The following is a 17314-nucleotide window of genomic DNA, read 5'->3' as shown; positions in this document are numbered from 1 at the left end:
AGGTCCCTGGCCCGAACACGCTCCCACCCGGTAAGACTGCCAGGAGAGGCGGCGACGAGGCCGCCTCGCTTGGGAGGACGACCATGACCTATGTCCAGGACTTCTCCGCCGGGGGTAAGGACCAGAAGGACCTGCTGGGCGGCAAAGGGGCCAACCTCGCGGAGATGACCCGGCTCGGACTGCCGGTGCCACCGGGGTTCACCATCACCACCGAGGCCTGCCGGGAGTACATGCGCACCGGCCGGCTGCCGGACTCGCTGCGGGTGGAGGTGACGATGGCGGTCCGCCGGATGGAGGACGCCATCGGCCGCGGGCTCGGCGACGTGCACGATCCGCTGCTGGTCTCGGTCCGCTCCGGGGCGAAGTTCTCCATGCCCGGGATGATGGAGACCGTGCTGAACGTCGGCCTGAACGACGCCTCGGTACGCGGGCTGGCCGAGTTCTCCGGCGACGAGCGGTTCGCCTGGGACTCCTACCGCCGGCTGATCCAGATGTTCGGCAAGACGGTCCTGGACATCGACGGCGACCTGTTCGCCGACGCCCTGGACGCCGCGAAGGCCGCCCGTGGGGTGACCGCGGACGTCGACCTGGACGCCGACGCGCTGCGCGAGCTGGTCGCCACCTTCCAGCAGATCGTGCGCGAACACGCCGGGCGGGAGTTCCCGCAGCACCCGCGCGAGCAGCTGGACCTGGCGATCGTGGCGGTGCTGAAGTCCTGGAACACCGAGCGGGCCCGGCTGTACCGCCGCCGCGAGCGCATCCCGGACGACCTGGGCACCGCGGTGAACGTGTGTGCGATGGTCTTCGGCAACCTCGGCGACACCTCGGGCACCGGGGTGGCCTTCACCCGCGACCCCGCGACCGGCCGCACCGGGGACTACGGCGACTACCTGGTCAACGCCCAGGGCGAGGACGTGGTCGCCGGGATCCGCAACACCCTGTCCCTGGCCGACATGGAGCGGATCGACCCGCGCTCGCACGCCGAGCTGCGCCAGGCGATGCGCAGCCTGGAGACGCACTACCGCGACCTGTGCGACGTGGAGTTCACCGTCGAGCGCGGCAAGCTCTGGATGCTGCAGACCCGGGTCGGCAAGCGCACCGCACCGGCCGCGTTCCAGATCGCCACCCAGCTGGTGGACGAGCACCTGATCACCATGGACGAGGCGATGTCCCGGGTCACCGGCGCGCAGCTGTCCCAGCTGATGTTCCCGAGCTTCGACCCCACCGCCGAGCGCACCCTGCTGACCAAGGCGATGGCCGCCTCCCCCGGTGCCGCGGTCGGGGCGGCGGTCTTCGACCCGGCGACCGCCGAGCAGCGTGCCGCCACCGGCGAGCCGGTGATCCTGGTCCGGCGGGAGACCAACCCGGACGACCTGGGCGGCATGATCGCCGCGGCCGGGGTGCTCACCGCCCGGGGCGGGAAGACCTCGCACGCCGCGGTGGTCGCCCGGGGCATGGGCCGCACCTGCGTGGTCGGCGCCGAGGACCTGGAGGTCGACTCCGCCGGCCGCCGGATGACCGTGCGGGGCAACGGGCCCAGCGCGGGTGCGGTGATCGACGAAGGCACCGTGATCAGCATCGACGGCGCCTCCGGGGAGGTCTTCCTCGGGGCGGTGCCGGTGCAGCCCTCGCCGGTGAGCACCTACCTGGAGGAGGGTCTGGAGGCCGCACTGGACCGGGCCGGCGACGACCGGCAGACCGCGGACCTGGTCACCGCGGTGCACCGGATCCTGGCGCATGCCGACGAGCGCCGCCGGCTGCGGGTGCATGCGAATGCCGACACCGCCGAGGACGCCCGCCGGGCCCGGTCGCTCGGGGCGCAGGGCATCGGGCTGTGCCGCACCGAGCACATGTTCCTCGGCGAGCGCCGGGTGCTGATCGAGCGGGTGGTGCTGGCCGACGACGACGCCACCCGGCAGGAGGCACTGGACGCGCTGCTGCCGCTGCAACGCGCCGACTTCACCGCCCTGCTGACCGAGATGGACGGCCTGCCGACCACCATCCGGCTGCTGGACCCGCCGCTGCACGAGTTCCTGCCCGACCTGACCGAACTGTCGGTCCGGGTGGCGCTGGCCGAGGCCGCCGGCACCCCGGACCCGGAGGACGTCACGCTGCTGGCGGCGGTACGCCGGATGCACGAGGCGAACCCGATGCTCGGGCTCCGTGGCGTGCGGCTAGGCCTGGCGGTGCCCGGGCTGTTCGCCCTGCAGATCCGGGCGATCTGCGAGGCCACCGCCGACCGGCTGGCCGCCGGCGGGACCCCGCACGCGGAGATCATGGTCCCGCTGGTCGGCTCGGTGATGGAGCTGCACCTGATCCGGGAGGAGGCCGAGCGGATCATGGCCGAGGTCGGCGCCGCCCGCGGGGTCACGCTGGACCTGCCGGTCGGCGCGATGATCGAACTGCCCCGGGCCGCCCTGACCGCGGACCGGATCGCCGCCGAGGCGCAGTTCTTCTCCTTCGGCACCAACGACCTGACCCAGACCACCTGGGGCTTCTCCCGCGACGACGTGGAGGGGTCGTTCTTCCCGGAGTACATCGCCAACGGCGTGCTGACCATCTCCCCGTTCGAGACGATCGACGCCAAGGGGGTCGGACGGCTGGTGCAGATCGCGGTCGAGGAGGGCCGGGCCACGCGCCCGGACATCACGGTCGGGGTGTGCGGCGAACACGGCGGCGACCCGGAGTCGATCCGGTTCTTCGACGCGGTCGGCCTGGACTACGTGTCCTGCTCGCCGTTCCGGGTGCCGGTCGCCCGCCTGGAGGCCGGCCGGGCGGTGGTGCTCGGCGACGACCACGACGGGACCCGCTGACGGCGGGGCGCCGGGGCGGGCCGGGCGACGGCTCGACCCCGGCGCCCGGCCCGCGGGCCGGTGGCTCGGAACACCGGGAGCGGGCTCAGTCCCAGCGCCCCAGCCCCGCGGCCAGCAGGCTCAACGCCACGGTCCCGGCGGTCGAGGTGCGCAGCACGTGCGGGCCGAGCCGCACCGTCCGGGCACCGGCGGCGACCAGCGCGGCGGTCTCCTGGTCGGAGATGCCACCCTCCGGCCCGACCACCACCAGCACCTCGGCCTCGGTCCCCTCCGCGGGCAGCTCGGCCCGGGCGGCGGACAACGGGAGCATCGCCTCCTCGTGCAGCACCAGCACCGCACCACCGGCGGCCACCACCTGCTCGGTGCGCGCGACCAGCGCCTTGCGGTCCACCGCCTGCTCGACCTGCGGCACCCACGCCCGGCGGGACTGCTTGGCCGCGGCGCGCACGGTGGCCAGCCAGCGGGCCCGGGACTTGGCGGCCCGGTCGCCGCGCCAGATCACGATCGACCGCTCGGCCTGCCAGGGGATCACCGTGTCGACGCCGACCTCGGTCGCCGCCTCGATCGCCATCTCGTCCCGGTCGCCCTTGGCCAGCGCCTGCACCAGCACCAGGTGCGGCCAGGTCGTCGGTTCCTCGACCCGGCGCCGCACCCGCAGCTGCACGCCCTCGGGCCCGACCGACTCGATGTCGCCGACCAGCCGGACCCCGGCGCCGTCCACCACGTCGATCTGCTCGCCCACCGCCCGGCGCTGCACCACCCCGGCATGCCGGCCCTCGGCGCCGTGCAGCAGGAACAGGTCGCCGTGGTCGTAGCCGGTGAGCAGGCCCGGGTCGGTCACGAAGACCGGCGCGGTCATCAGCGACCCGCGAGCTTGTCGCGCAGCTTGGCGAACACCCCACTGCTGGCCGCCTGCAACCGGGCCTCCGGCCGCTCCTCACCCCGCAGGGTGGACAGCTGGCGCAGCAGGGCGGCCTGCTCCTCGTCCAACCCGGTCGGCACCTGGACGTCGACGTGCACGTGCAGGTCGCCGCGGCCGCCGGCGTGCAGGTGACCGACACCCAGGTTCTTCAGGGTGACCACCTGCTGCGGCTGGGTGCCGGGGCGCAGGTCGACCTCCTTCGGGCCGTCCAGGGTCTCCAGGGTGAGCACCGTGCCCAGTGCGGCGGCGGTCATCGGCACCTGCAGCGTGCAGTGCAGGTCGTCGCCCTCGCGCAGGAAGGTCTCGTGCCGGCGCTCACGCACCTCCAGGTAGATGTCACCGGCCGGGCCGCCGGCGGGGCCGACCTCGCCCTGGGCGGTGAGCTTGATCCGGGTGCCGGTGTCCACGCCCGCGGGGACGTCGACCTCCAGCGTGCGGCGGGAGCGGACCCGGCCCTCCCCCGCGCACTCGGTGCAGGGCTCGGGGATCACGGTGCCGAAGCCGTGGCAGGCCGCACAGGGCTGGGTGGTCATGACCTGGCCGAGGAACGACCGCGCCACCCGCTGCACCGTGCCCTGGCCGCCGCAGACCTCACAGGTGCGCGGCGAGGTGCCCGGACGGCAGCAGGTCCCCGCACAGGTCGGGCAGACCACCGCGGTGTCGATCGGCACCTGGCGATGGGTACCGAAGGTGGCCTCCGCCAGGTCGATGTCCAGCCGGATCAGCGCGTCCTGGCCACGACGGGCCCGCGGGATCGGCCCGCGCTGCCCACCGCCTGCCGCCGCGCCGAAGAAGGTCTCGAAGATGTCCTGGAAGCCGAAGCCACCGCCCTGGCCGGCGCCGCCGCCGGGCGCGGTCGGGTCCTGGCCCAGGTCGTACATCTGGCGCTTGTCCGGGTTGGACAGCACCTCGTAGGCCCGCTGGACGTCCTTGAACCGTTCCTCCGAGGCGGCGTCGGAGCCCGCCACGTCCGGGTGCAGCTCGCGGGCCAGACGGCGGTAGGCCTTCTTGATCTGCTCCGGGGAGGCGTCCCGCGGGACGCCCAGGACCTGGTAGTAATCGTTCACTGGGGGTGTTTTCCTCGATCAGGGATGGTCGGGCTCGGGTGGCGTCCCCGGCTCACTGGGCCAGGATGCGCGACAGGTAGCGGGCGACGGCACGCACGGAGGCGATCGTGCCGGGATAGTCCATCCGGAGCGGGCCCAGGGAGGCCAGCCGGGCGACCGCGGTGCCGCCGCCGTCCGGATCGGTGCCGTAGCCGGAACTGACCAGGCTGGCCTCGACCAGACCCTCGTGCCGGGTCTCCCGGCCGATCCGCACCGACACCTCCTCGTCCTCGGCAGCGTCGCTCAACAGGCGCAGCAGCACGACCTGCTCCTCCAGCGCCTCCAGCACCGGGCTCAGGCTGCGGGCCACGTCGGTGTTGCCGCGGACCAGGTTGGCGGTGCCGGCCACCACCACCCGCTCCTCGCTCTCCCCCGCCAGGGTGTCCTCGATCACCCCGACGACGGCGCGCAGCAGGGCGTTCGCCTCCGGCTCCACCTCGTCCGCGACCCCGGCCAGGGCGGCGTCCAGCTCGGACAGCCGGCGACCGGTGGCGGCGACGTTCAGCAGCATCCGCAGCCGGGCCACGGTCGCCAGGTCCAGCTGGTCGGCCAGCTCCAGCGTGCGCTGCTCGACCCGGCCGTGCTCGGTGATGATCACCACCAGCAGGTGCCGGTCGGACACCGGCACCAGCTCCACGTGCCGCAGCGCGGTGCGGCGCAGAGAGGGGTACTGCACCACGGCCACCTGGTGGGTGAGCTGGGCGAGCAGGCGCACCGCCCGGTCCACCACGTCGTCCAGGTCGACCGCGTCCTGCATGAAGGTCTCGATCGCCCGGCGCTCCGGGGAGGACAGCGGCTTGATGGTCGCCAGCCGGTCCACGAACAGCCGGTAACCCTTGTCGGTGGGCACCCGGCCGGCCGAGGTGTGCGGCTGGACGATCAGCCCGGCCTCCTCCAGCGCCGCCATGTCGTTGCGGATCGTGGCCGGGGAGACCCCCAGCGCGTGCCGCTCGACCAGCGCGCGCGAGCCGACCGGCTCCTTGGTGGAGACGTAGTCCTCGACGATCGCGCGCAGCACGTCCAGCCGGCGATCCTCCGCCATGGTCCACCTCCTGATCGGGCCGTCGGGTAGCACTCTCGGATACCGAGTGCCAATCCTACGCCCCGGCTCCCGAGCGTTCCTGGTCCCGGCGGCGGGCCACCAGGTCGACCACCCCCACCACCAGTGCCACGGCCACCAGCGCCACCGTGATCATCAGCGCCCGGCCCGCCGCCTGGCCGCCACCGATCCCGGCGGACAGCCCCGAGTAGAAGGTGGACAGCGCCACCGCAACCCCGAGCGCCGATCCGATCCGCTGGCCGACCTGCAGCATCGACCCGGCGACCCCGGCCCGCTCCACCGGCACGTTCGCAAGCGTCAGGGTCTGGTTCGGCGAGATCACCAGCCCGGAACCCACCCCGGCGACCATCTGGGTCGCGGCCACTGCCCAGGCCACCGCGGGCGGGTCGACCACCCGGATCACCAGGTCGGTCCCGGCCAGGCCTGCCAGCACCAGCACCAGCCCGATCACCACCAGCCGGCGGCCGTGCCGCGCGACCAGCTTCCCGGACCGCTGGGCCGCGATCGCCGACCCGATCGCGAACGGCATCCCGACCAGCCCGGCCTGCAACGGCGTGTACCCGGCGACCTGCTGCAAGTAGATCGTCACCACCAGGAACACCGAGGTGAACCCGGCGAAGTACGCCATCCCCAGCAGCGCGCCGTTGCGGAACGCCGGATCGCCGATCACCCGCGGGTCCAGCACCGCCGCTCCGGTCCGGCGCTGGTATCGCCGCTCCCAGAGCACCGTGGCCACCGCGATCACCAGTCCGACCGCCAACCACCACCACCGGGCCGGGTCGTCCCCCTTGCCGGTGGTGGTGACGAACGGCAGCATCACCGCGGTCGCCGCCAGTGCGATCAGCACCAGCCCGGGTACGTCCAACCGGGGCCGGCCGCTCGCCCCGACCGCCCCACCGGCACCGCGCGGCCGGGCCGCCGTCCGCGGCAGCCAGCGCATCGCCAGCGGCAGCACCACCGCCACCACCGGCACGTTGACGAAGAACACCCACCGCCAGCCGGTCTCCGCGCCGAACGCCTGGATGATCAACCCGCCAAGCAGCGGACCGATCGCGGTGGACACCCCGATCGTCGCGCCGAAGTAGCCGAAGGCCCGCCCCCGCTCGTACCCGGAGAACAGCTGCTGGATCGTGCCGACCACCTGCGGGTTCAGCATCCCGGCGCTGGCGCCCTGCAACAGCCGCAGCACCGCCAGCACCTCGTCCGAGGGGGCGAACCCGGCACCCAGGCTGGTCAACGCGAAGCCCACCAGGCCGATCAGGAACAGCCGTCGCCGGCCCCGCGCATCGCCGAGCCGTCCGGCCGGCACCAGCACCAGCCCGAAGGCCAGGGTGTACCCGGCCACGATCAGCTGCAGCTGGCTGGCCGAGGCCTGCAGGCTCTTCTCGATCGACGGCAGCGCGACGTTGACGATCGAGACGTCGAGCATGGTGATGAACCCGATCGCCAGGCACACCCCCAGGGCTCGCCAGCGGTTCGGATCAGGGACGGGGGCGGCGGGGGATGTCACCGACGTGTCTTACCACGGCACCGTGACTTCCACACCTACGCTGCCGGACGTGAACGACCGTTACGGCCCCGACGTCCTGTCCTCCGGCTCCCGCTCCGCGCACCGGCGGCCGGCGTCCCTCCCGGTCCCGGCCGAGCGCGGACTCGTGGTCGAGGAGGTCACCACCGGCTGGGTCGGGGCGATCACCCGGGTGGAGAAGTCCGGCGGCGAACACGTCGTGGTCCTGGAGGACCGCCGCGGCCGGACCCGCACCTTCCGGCTGGGCCCCGGGTTCTGGATCGACGGCAAGCCGGTGGAGCTGGTGCCCCACCGCCCGACCGCCCCCACCGGTCCGAAGCGGACCGCCTCCGGCTCGCTGGCGGCCCCGGACCAGCGCGCCCGGGTGGCCCGCGGATCGCGGATCTGGGTCGAGGGCAAACACGACGCCGAGCTGGTCGAGAAGGTCTGGGGCGACGACCTGCGCGCCGAGGGCGTCGTGGTCGAGCTGTTGCAGGGGGTGGACAACCTGGCCGAGGCGCTGCGCGACTTCGCCCCCACCGCCGAGCGCAAGGTCGGCGTGCTGGTCGACCACCTGGTGCCCGGGTCCAAGGAACAGCGGATCGCCGACCAGGCGCTGCGCACCGTCCGGCCCGGCACCGTCCTGGTGCTCGGCCACCCCTATGTGGACGTCTGGCAGGCGGTGCGCCCGCAGCGGATCGGCCTGGACCGCTGGCCGGTGATCGAGCGCGGCACCGAGTGGAAGCGCGGCATCCTGCGCGAGCTCGGCTGGCCCGCCGACGAGCAGGCCGACGTGGCACGGGCCTGGCAGCGGATCCTGGGCAGCGTGCGCAGCTATGCCGACCTGGAGCCGTCCCTGCTGGGCCGGGTCGAGGAGCTGATCGACTTCGTCACCGCGTGACCGACGTCGTCACCGCCTGAACGACCGAGCGCCGCCGCCCCGGGTGGGACGACGGCGCTCGGACCGGGGACGACGGCTCAGGCCGCGACACCCTCGCCATGCAGGCGGCGGAACACGAAGCCGGTGAGCAGCATCGCCAGCGGCGTGGTGACCAGCGCACCGATGCCGCACAGCGCGCCACCGACCGCCGAGGCGACCAGCACCACCAGGTACAGCAGGGCGGCGGGGCCGAAGTTGCGGGCCGCCAGCTGGAAGCTCGCCTTGATCGCGTCGATCGCGCCCAGGCCCTTGTCGATCACGTAGAACAGCGTGAACTGCGCGAAGAACGCGAAGACGATCCCGCCGATGTACAGCAGCAGCGAACCGACCGCGTTGCCGATCCCGACCAGCAGGGCGGCGAGCAGGACCGTGCCGAAGTGCTCGAACTTGAAGAACGTGCCGAAGGTGGTCCGCCCGGTCCGCATCACCTCGGTGACCGCCCGGATCAGCCCGGCCTGGACGAAGACCGCGAACAGCATCACCAGGGCCACGAACAGCAGCGTGCTGATCAGCGACACCCCGGCCGCGCCCGCGCCGTAGCTGCTGTACGGGTCGGAGGCGGCACTGGCCGCACCGATCGTGATGGCGAAGAAGATGATGCCCAGCACCACCAGACCGGCGCCGTACACCGCCAGGCCACCGATCAGCGGACCAGCGTTCTGGGTGAACTTGTTCCAGGACCAGGTGAAGCCCTCGCTGATCGCGGCGGTCGGCGACGGCTGCCCGTAACCGGCCGGGGCGCCGTAGGGCTGCTGGCCGGGGTAGGGCTGGCCGGGCGGCGGCTGCTGGCCGTAGGGCTGCTGGCCGTAGGGCTGACCCGCCGGAGCGCCGTAGGGCTGCTGGCCGTAGGGCTGGCCGGCGGGGGGCTGCTGACCGTAGGGCTCACCGGCCGGAGCACCGTAGGGCTGGCCCGCCGGAGGCTGCTGACCGTAGGGCTGGCCGGCCGGGGCGCCGTAGGGCTGGCCCGCCGGGGGCTGCTGACCGTAGGGCTCACCGGCCGGGGCGCCGTAGGGCGGGGCGGCGGGCGGCTGCTGGCCGGGGGCGCCGTAGCCGGGCGCGGCGGGCGGCTGCTGGCCGTCCGGCTCCCCGGCGGGCTGCTGCCCCCAGGGCTCACCGGTCGGCTGCCCTGCGGGGGGCTGCTGGCCGGTGGAGTTCGGGTCGTCGTCCCGCGGCGGGGTCGCGCCGGTAGGGTCGGTCATGGCAGGCCTCCTCGTTCCGGACGCGGATCGCCCGGGCTGCGCCAGCGAACCGAACTCTGACAAACCGTGTCAAGCGATCGGTGAGTGGGGCGCGTCGGCTAGGGGTCGCCCGAGATCGTTCCCGCCACCGCACCGTCGTCCGCCCACCACCCCCCACGGAGTACTCATGACCCAGCCTCCACCGCCCGGACAGCCCTGGGGCGGACCGCCCGCCGGTGGTCCTCCCCCCGGCGCGCCACTCACGCCGCAGGACGAGCGCACCTGGGCGATACTCAGCCACGTCGGCATGATCCTGTTCAGCTTCGTCGCGCCGCTGATCATCTGGCTGGTCTTCCGCGGCCGCGGCCCCTACCTGGAGGACCAGGCCGAGGAGGCGCTGAACTTCTCGCTCACCGTGTTGATCGCCTACGTCGGCGCGGGCATCCTGACCGCGATCACCTTCGGCCTGCTCAGCCCGCTGTTCGCCCTGATCGGCATCGGCTCTCTGGTGCTCGGCATCCTGGCCGCCGTCGCCGCGAACCAGTACGCCTGGTATCGCTACCCGGTGTGCATCCGGTTCGTGAAGTGATCGGCCGGTCGTCGCGCCGCGGGTCCGGCGCGACGACCGGGGTCGGGGTTCACCCCCGCCGGGTGACCTCGCGGTAGAGGCAGCCCTGCACGATCGCGGCGATCGGTGCCGCGACCAGGATGCCGACCACGGCCGTCGATCCGACCATCAGGATCCCGCCCGCAGCCAGGACGAACAGCAGGCTGCCGCCCAGGTGGGCGCGGACCAGCCGGGCACTCTCCGACACCGCGTCGGACAGGCTCAGCCCGCGGTCCATCACCAGCGGCAGCACGAACATGGTCAGCACCGCGATCACCACGCCGGGCAGGTAGCACAGCAGCATGCCGACCCCGGTGGCCAGCCCGACCACCACGGCGGCCCAGGCAGGACGACCCAGGCCCCGGAGGCTGAAGAACCGCCTCACGGTGACCGGCCGGCCCGCCGTCACCTCCAGGCCCAGCCGGGTGCTCCAGAGCTGCACCAGCAGCGTCCACACCATGATCGCCGCATAGACCACCGCGAACGCGCCGACGATCCAGAACGGCGGATGGTCCGGGACCGGACCCGATCACACCGGAGAGCGTCGTGCCATGTCAACGAGTCTTATCCGGCCGTTCCGCCCGGGTCACCCGAGCCGCTGCGTCGCCGGTGAACTGCCGGCTCAGTCCGTGAGGTCGCGGACCACCGCGTCGGCCAGCAACCGCCCGCGCCGGGTCAGCACCACCCGCTGCTGGTCCACCCCGCGGCCCAGCGCCGCCATCGGATCGACCAGCCCATCGGCGACCAGCGCCGCCACCCGGGTCCGCGCCGCCGGGGACAGCGCCGACAACGGCAGCCCTTCCCGCAGTCGCACGCCCAGCATCACCCGCTCCAACTGCGCGCTGTCCGGTGCGATCAGCTCGCGTCCGGCCGCGGGGCTCGACCCGTCGGCCAGTCGGTCGGCGTAGGCGCGTGGGTGCTTGACGTTCCACCACCGCACGCCGCCCAGGTGGCTGTGCGCCCCGGGCCCGATCCCCCACCAGTCGTCGCCGCGCCAGTAGGCCAGGTTGTGCCGGCAGGCGTCCTGCGGCGTCCGGGCCCAGTTGCTCACCTCGTACCAGGTCAGCCCGGCCGCGGTGAACAGGTCGTCGGCCAGCTCGTACTTGGCGGCCTGGTCGTCCTCCTCCGGCAACGGCAGGTCACCACGCCGCACCTGCACCGCCATCCGGGTGCCCGGCTCGATCACCAGCGCATAGGCCGAGATGTGGTCCACCCCGGTCGCCAGCGCCGACTCCACACTGGCCCGCCAGTCGTCCAGGCTCTCCCCCGGCGTGCCGTAGATCAGGTCGAGGGACACCGCCAGACCGGCCTCCCGCGCCCAGCGGACCACATCCGGGATCCGTCGCGGGTCGTGGGTGCGGTCCAGGGTGGCCAGCACCCGCGGCACCGCCGACTGCATCCCGAACGACACCCGGGTGAAGCCCGCCGCCGCCAGCTCGGCCAGCGACTGCGGCGTCACCGAGTCCGGGTTGGCCTCGGTGGTGACCTCCGCGTCCGCCGCCAGTCCCCAGGCGTCCCGCACCCCGGTCAGCATCCGGGCCAGATCCCGCGCGGGCAGCACCGTCGGGGTGCCGCCACCGACGAACACGGTCCGCACCGGGCGCTCCGGCAGCCCCGCGTCCGCGACGACCCGCCGGGCCAGCGCCAGTTCGGTCAGCGCGGTGTCCGCATAGGACGACTGGCTCGCACCGCCGCCGAGCTCGGTCGCGGTGTAGGTGTTGAAGTCGCAGTAGCCGCAGCGCACCGTGCAGAACGGCACGTGCAGGTACACCCCGAAGCCGCGGTCGCCGGCACCCTCCCGGACCGTCTCCGGCAGGCGGCCGTCCCGGGGTGCCGGATCGCCCTCGGGCAGTGCAGGGGCCATCAGCGCCTCGCCGTCACTTCTTCTTGGCGTCCTTCGCGTCCTTGGCCGGAGCGGCGTCGGAGGACAGTGCGGCGATGAAGGCCTCCTGCGGGACGTCGACCCGGCCGATCGTCTTCATCCGCTTCTTGCCCTCCTTCTGCTTCTCCAGCAGCTTGCGCTTCCGGGTGATGTCACCGCCGTAGCACTTGGCCAGCACGTCCTTACGCATCGCCCGGATCGTCTCGCGGGCGATGATCCGGGAGCCGATCGCGGCCTGGATCGGCACCTCGAACTGCTGGCGCGGGATCAGGTCCTTCAGCTTCCCGGCCATCATCACCCCGTAGGCGTAGGCCTTGTCCTTGTGCACGATTGCGCTGAAGGCGTCGACCTGCTCGCCCTGCAGCAGGATGTCCACCTTCACCAGGTCCGCGACCTGGTCGCCGATCGGCTCGTAGTCCAGCGAGGCGTAGCCGCGGGTCTTCGACTTCAACTGGTCGAAGAAGTCGAAGACGATCTCCGCCAGCGGCAGCGTGTAACGCATCTCGACCCGGTCCTCGGACAGGTAGTCCATCCCCTGCATGTCCCCGCGCCGCGACTGGCACAGCTCCATGATCGCGCCGACGAACTCGGTCGGCGCCAGGATGGTCGCCTTCACCACCGGCTCGCGGACCTCGCGGATCTTGCCGCCCGGGAACTCGCTCGGGTTGGTGACCAGCACCTCCGTGCGGTCCTCCATGGTCACCTCGTAGACCACGTTCGGCGCGGTCGAGATCAGGTCCAGCCCGAACTCCCGCTCCAGGCGCTCCCGGATGATCTCCAGGTGCAGCAGGCCGAGGAAGCCGACTCGGAACCCGAAGCCCAGCGCCACCGACGTCTCCGGCTCGTAGTTCAGCGCCGCGTCGTTCAGCTTCAGCTTGTCCAGGGCGTCCCGCAGCGCCGGGTAGTCCGACCCGTCGATCGGGTACAGCCCGGAGAACACCATCGGCTTGGGGTCGGAGTAGCCACCCAGCGGCTCGGCGGCCGGCCGGTGCTGGTTGGTGACCGTGTCGCCGACCTTCGACTGGCGGACGTCCTTCACCCCGGTGATCAGGTAGCCCACCTCGCCGACGCCCAGCCCCTTGGTCGGCACCGGCTCCGGGGAGATCACGCCGATCTCCAGCAACTCGTGCGAGGCCTTGGTCGACATCATCGTGATCCGCTCGCGCGGGCTCAGCTCCCCGTCGACCACCCGCACATAGGTGACCACGCCGCGGTAGGTGTCGTACACCGAGTCGAAGATCATCGCCCGGGCCTCGGAGTCGGCGTTCCCGACCGGCGCCGGCACCAGCTCGACGATCCGGTCCAGCAGCGCCTCGACACCCTCACCGGTCTTGCCGGACACCTTCAGGCAGTCCGCCGGGTCGCCACCGATCAGGTTGGCGAGCTCCTCGGCGTACTTCTCCGGCTGGGCGGCCGGCAGGTCGATCTTGTTCAGCACCGGGATGATCTGGAGGTTGTTCTCCAGCGCCAGGTACAGGTTGGCCAGCGTCTGCGCCTCGATGCCCTGCGCCGCGTCGACCAGCAGCACCGCGCCCTCGCAGGCCGCCAGCGACCGGGACACCTCGTAGGTGAAGTCGACGTGCCCCGGGGTGTCGATCATGTTCAGCGCGTACGGCGTGTCCTCCACTGCCCACGGCATCCGCACCGCCTGGGACTTGATCGTGATGCCGCGCTCGCGCTCGATGTCCATCCGGTCCAGGTACTGCGCACGCATCGCCCGCGCCTCGACCACCCCGGTGAGCTGGAGCATCCGGTCGGCGAGCGTGGACTTGCCGTGGTCGATGTGCGCGATGATGCAGAAGTTGCGCAGCAGCTCCGGCGAGGTCGCGGCGGGCGCGATGCGCTGGGACTGGGCAGGCGTCGGAATCGGGGACACGGTCACTCTCGGCTTCACGGGATGTGGACTGACACCATGGTCCCATGTCCGGCCGCGCAGACCACACCCCGCTCGCCCCGGACGCCTGGCTGCCCGCCCTGCGCACCGCCCAGACCGCCTTCGCCGACCTGCTCGCCGACGCCGACCCCGGCGCCGTCGTCCCGGCCTGCGCCCCGTGGACCGTTGCCGACCTCGCCCGCCACCTGGCGAACATCCACCGCTGGGCCGCCGGCATGGCCGCCTGGATCGACGGCCTGGACGAGGACGACACGGCCGGTCCCCACGACCCGGCCGCCCTGCGCGACTTCTACCGCGACTGCGCCACCCTGCTGCGCAGCACCCTGGATCACCTCGGGCCCGATGCCCCCGCGTACACCCTGAACGGCCCCGGCCCCGCAGCGTTCTGGCACCGCCGCCAGCTGCACGAGACCCTGGTCCACGTCGCCGACCTCGCCGCCGCCACCGGCCGCCCGCACCCGGTCACCGATCCGGTGCTCTGGGCGGACTGCGTCGACGAGGTGATCACCGTCATGGCGCCCCGCCAGCTCCGCCTGGCCCGGATCACCGCCGCCGCCCACCCGGTCGCCGTGCACGCCACCGACACCGGCCACCACTGGGTGCTCGACCTCACCGACCCCGGCGCCCGCGCCGTCCCGGCCACCGGTCGGGCCCCCAGCGTCCGCAAGCCCTCGCACGACGGCGAGGCCTCCGGCGCCCGCGAACTCTCCAACGCCGACGAGGCCTCCAGCGCAGACGAACCCTCCAGCGCCCGTGTGCCCAACCCGGTCGCCGCCCTGGTCGGACCGGCCGACCGCCTGGCGCTGCTGCTCTGGCGGCGCACCACCCCGGACGACCCGGGCCTCACCTTGACCGGCGACCGCGACGCCGCCCTCGCCGCACTGGACCGCGCCCTCGTCCCCTGATCGGCGTCCGGGCACCGGCTAGGGACCACGCCGGTCCACCTGGTAGTCTTGTCAGTCGCGTGTCCGCCCGGGTCGGCGGGCACTAGTTCGATTCCTCTCCGCGGGTGTCCCCACGCCCCAGTCCCGGAGTCGGACGCGCCCTCTACGACCTGTCCAACCGCTTCGGCGAACACCAGAGGAAGTCCACAACGTGGCCAACATCAAGTCCCAGATCAAGCGGATCCGTACCAACGAGAAGGCCCGGCTGCGCAACAAGGCCGTGAAGTCCGAGCTCAAGACGTACATCCGCCGCGTGCGCGAGGCCGTCGCCGGTGGCGACAAGGACGCTGCCGCGACCGCCCTGAACGCCGCCTCGAAGAAGCTCGACAAGGCCGTGTCGAAGGGCGTCATCCACGCCAACCAGGCCGCCAACAAGAAGTCGGCGCTGGCCAAGTCGGTGCACGCGCTCTGACGCGAACCCCGTCACGCCGAGAGGGGCGCCATCCCAGCCGGGATGGCGCCCCTCTCGTCTGCCCGGACACGTCCGGCTGATCGCGTGGGCCCCGGACACGGTTCGGGGGCGTCATCCCCCCTGCAGGATGACGCCCCCGAGTCCGGAGGATCGGCCGGTCAGCCGATCGACTGTGCCCACAACTCGCGGACCGGCGTGGGCACGTTCGCCGGGTAGCCCGCTTCCCGCAGCGCACGGTCGTACGCCACCGCTGCCCGGGCGACCTCACCGCTGCCGTAGAAGCGGTCGCCCAGATCACGCCACACCGCCGCCGACTGCCGGGATGCGGTCATCATGCTGAGCATCTCGGCCGCCCAGCTGTAGGCGCGGGCGGAGGCGTCCTTGTCGCCGAGGGCGTAGAGCGCGTCGCCCAGAGCGACCTGCGCGGACGCGTTCTCCAACCGGGTCTGGCCCGCCAGACGCTCCAGCCCGGCGCGTGCGTGCGCGACCGCCTCGTGCGGATCACCGAGCAGCAGATGAGCCCGCGACCGCTCGATGTCGATCTGCGCCATGTCCACCTCGGACCCGAGGAGCTTCAACTCCGGCTCGGCGAGATCAAGCTGCTCGAGTGCGGCCTCGGGCTCGGCCGGTTCGCACCGCAGCAGCAGGAAGGCGAAGTTGGACCGCAGTCGAGGCAGGTCACGACTGATCTCACCGTCGTTGAGCAGAGCCAGCGCCCGCTCGGTGTAGCGCTTGGCCAGGGCGAAGTCCCCCCGCTGCTCCGCGACGACGGCTGCGTTCCAGTACACCGAGCCACGGCCGCGCGGCGTACCGAGCCGGTCCGCTTCCCGGATCAGCTCGGCGGCCCGCTGGGTGGCATAGAGCAGGTCACCCCGGGCCAGGTTGGCCCAGAGCAGCGTGGAGCCGAGACGCAGGTGCTCGTCGGTGCCGGCCAGACCGGCAGCCTCAAGATCGAGCATCGTCGCCTCACCGACCTCGGTCGCGCGGCCGAGGTCACCGCTCTCGATGTAGTCAGCGACCAGCGCGGTCGCCGTGGTCGCGAGGTCGAGTGCCTCACCACGGGCGCGCAGGTCCTTGAGCAGCGGTTCCAGGATCGCGATCGACTGCTCGAGATCGCCGAGCTTCTCGTATGCACTCGACAGGGTGAGCTGGGCCTTGATCTGCACCGGTCGGGTGACCGACGTCAGGTCGAGTTCGACCAGGCGATCCCGCGCCGCCGCGAACTCCCCGGATACCAGGTCGAGCTGGGCGTAATCCAACGCCAACCGGGCCTGGGCCTCCGCGGGACCTTCGTCGCCGAACTTGAGATACTCCACCGTCAGGCCGAGCCGATCCGCGAGGATCGACAGCGCACTGTCCGTCGGGTCCCGGCGACCGGACTCGATCAGCGAGACATAGCTCGGCGAGAGCTTGTCACCCGCGAGTGCCGTCTGGGACAGCGAGGCAGCAACCCGCGCCTGGCGGACGCGGTCACCAATAGTCGTCATGCGAGTCAGGGTAACTGTTACAGACGACGGCAGCGAGAGCCTCACCCATTCAGGCCCGCGTGTGTGCGACGTCATACCCACCCGCGGCAGTCCTGTCACTGCACCACGCGGCAGCACAACCCCATCGGAACGATCGGACCCGCAGTGGCTGCGCTGGCACCGCCGACGGACAGCGTGACGGCGACGACGGCAGTGGCGATGATCTTGAGCGAGCGGCGCATGGGGGCGTCCTTTACGTGAGTGCTGACCTGATGTCACGAGAAGCATGACAACGCCGAGCGAGACACGCCAAACGCGTGGACAATCCTGGGCGATTCCCCCCTTAACGGGTGAAAGGTGGAGTCCGGGCGTCACGCGCCCGGTCGCAACACCGCTGGTCGGCTCACCCTCCCGAGGTCAACCGAGGGGCCGACTGTGTGTCACGTCATCCGTTCACTGCCCCGTCAGGCCCGCACGGATCGATCCCGGGACCGAGCACCGCGTCCACCCCGCTGCGCACGTCGCCGACGGTCAGCCCGAGGGCGTCGGCCGAGCGGGCCAGCCGGGCCAGGTGCCGGTCCAG

At 72.4% G+C, this 17314-nt stretch carries 15 protein-coding genes; 5 read left to right on the top strand and 10 right to left on the bottom strand.

Annotated features, from left to right (window positions below; translation table 11 throughout):
• Positions 1-83 precede the first annotated feature (83 nt).
• Complete coding sequence (gene ppdK, locus HGA03_RS13540) at positions 84-2813, top strand: pyruvate, phosphate dikinase (RefSeq protein WP_168630824.1); 2730 nt, start codon at positions 84-86, stop codon at positions 2811-2813.
• Positions 2814-2898: 85 nt separating this feature from the next.
• On the opposite strand, the gene HGA03_RS13535 is transcribed toward ppdK, so the two are convergent.
• The 4 genes from HGA03_RS13535 to HGA03_RS13520 are packed head-to-tail and all read right to left on the bottom strand — an operon-like array spanning position 2899 to position 7411.
• Positions 2899-3672: a 16S rRNA (uracil(1498)-N(3))-methyltransferase gene (locus HGA03_RS13535; protein ID WP_168630823.1), complete on the bottom strand. Its 774-nt coding sequence runs from the start codon at positions 3670-3672 to the stop codon at positions 2899-2901.
• A complete protein-coding gene (gene dnaJ / locus HGA03_RS13530; protein ID WP_168630822.1) occupies positions 3672-4802 on the bottom strand; it encodes a molecular chaperone DnaJ in 1131 nt (376 codons plus the stop codon). Before dnaJ ends, HGA03_RS13535 begins: the two co-directional genes overlap by 1 nt.
• A 52-nt stretch (positions 4803-4854) precedes the next feature.
• On the bottom strand, positions 4855-5883 hold the full coding sequence (gene hrcA / locus HGA03_RS13525) for a heat-inducible transcriptional repressor HrcA (protein ID WP_168630821.1): 1029 nt from the start codon (positions 5881-5883) through the stop codon (positions 4855-4857).
• Positions 5884-5938: 55 nt separating this feature from the next.
• Positions 5939-7411 carry an MFS transporter gene (locus HGA03_RS13520; protein ID WP_239073733.1) on the bottom strand — a complete coding sequence of 491 codons (1473 nt, stop codon included), beginning with the start codon at positions 7409-7411 and terminating at the stop codon, positions 5939-5941.
• 49 nt (positions 7412-7460) lie between these two features.
• On the opposite strand from HGA03_RS13520, the gene HGA03_RS13515 reads away from it, so the two are divergent.
• Positions 7461-8309, top strand: a complete 849-nt coding sequence (locus tag HGA03_RS13515) for a DUF3097 domain-containing protein (RefSeq protein ID WP_239073734.1) — start codon at positions 7461-7463, stop codon at positions 8307-8309.
• Positions 8310-8386: 77 nt separating this feature from the next.
• Here the strand turns inward: HGA03_RS13515 and HGA03_RS13510 are convergent, their stop codons facing one another.
• Positions 8387-9547 (bottom strand): DUF2189 domain-containing protein, encoded by a 1161-nt coding sequence (locus tag HGA03_RS13510; RefSeq protein ID WP_168630819.1) that lies wholly within the window; start codon positions 9545-9547, stop codon positions 8387-8389.
• Here HGA03_RS13510 and HGA03_RS13505 point away from each other — a divergent pair.
• Positions 9546-10115 carry a DUF4870 domain-containing protein gene (locus tag HGA03_RS13505; RefSeq protein WP_345719373.1) on the top strand — a complete coding sequence of 190 codons (570 nt, stop codon included), beginning with the start codon at positions 9546-9548 and terminating at the stop codon, positions 10113-10115. The genes HGA03_RS13510 and HGA03_RS13505 overlap by 2 nt on opposite strands.
• A gap of 49 nt (positions 10116-10164) precedes the next feature.
• Here the strand turns inward: HGA03_RS13505 and HGA03_RS13500 are convergent, their stop codons facing one another.
• The 3 genes from HGA03_RS13500 to lepA all read right to left on the bottom strand — a co-directional run bounded on the left by HGA03_RS13500 (position 10165) and on the right by lepA (position 13891).
• On the bottom strand, positions 10165-10611 hold the full coding sequence (locus HGA03_RS13500) for a hypothetical protein (RefSeq protein WP_168630817.1): 447 nt from the start codon (positions 10609-10611) through the stop codon (positions 10165-10167).
• A 144-nt stretch (positions 10612-10755) separates the two neighbouring features.
• Positions 10756-11997, bottom strand: coding sequence for a radical SAM family heme chaperone HemW (gene hemW / locus HGA03_RS13495; protein ID WP_168630816.1), 1242 nt, complete (start codon positions 11995-11997; stop codon positions 10756-10758).
• Positions 11998-12010: 13 nt separating this feature from the next.
• Complete coding sequence (gene lepA, locus HGA03_RS13490; RefSeq protein WP_275407616.1) at positions 12011-13891, bottom strand: translation elongation factor 4; 1881 nt, start codon at positions 13889-13891, stop codon at positions 12011-12013.
• Positions 13892-13935: 44 nt separating this feature from the next.
• Between lepA and HGA03_RS13485 the strand changes: the two genes are divergently transcribed.
• Both HGA03_RS13485 and rpsT read left to right on the top strand, forming a co-directional pair.
• Complete coding sequence (locus tag HGA03_RS13485; protein WP_168630815.1) at positions 13936-14814, top strand: maleylpyruvate isomerase family mycothiol-dependent enzyme; 879 nt, start codon at positions 13936-13938, stop codon at positions 14812-14814.
• A gap of 190 nt (positions 14815-15004) precedes the next feature.
• The gene (gene rpsT, locus HGA03_RS13480; RefSeq protein WP_168630814.1) at positions 15005-15265 is read left to right on the top strand and encodes a 30S ribosomal protein S20; all 261 of its coding nucleotides are present in this window, start codon (positions 15005-15007) and stop codon (positions 15263-15265) included.
• Positions 15266-15423: 158 nt separating this feature from the next.
• Here the strand turns inward: rpsT and HGA03_RS13475 are convergent, their stop codons facing one another.
• Entirely contained in the window at positions 15424-16827 is a 1404-nt protein-coding gene (locus HGA03_RS13475) for a helix-turn-helix domain-containing protein (protein ID WP_239073739.1), read from the bottom strand.
• 20 nt (positions 16828-16847) lie between these two features.
• Positions 16848-16973 (bottom strand): hypothetical protein, encoded by a 126-nt coding sequence (locus HGA03_RS19420; protein WP_275407617.1) that lies wholly within the window; start codon positions 16971-16973, stop codon positions 16848-16850.
• Between the last annotated feature and the right edge of the window lie 341 nt (positions 16974-17314).

The sequence above is a fragment of the Cellulomonas denverensis genome (genome assembly GCF_012396125.1).
GTDB lineage: Bacteria > Actinomycetota > Actinomycetes > Actinomycetales > Cellulomonadaceae > Cellulomonas > Cellulomonas denverensis.
The sequence above is the reverse complement of the archived record's forward strand: the minus strand, read 5'-3'. Positions and strand labels throughout refer to the sequence as shown.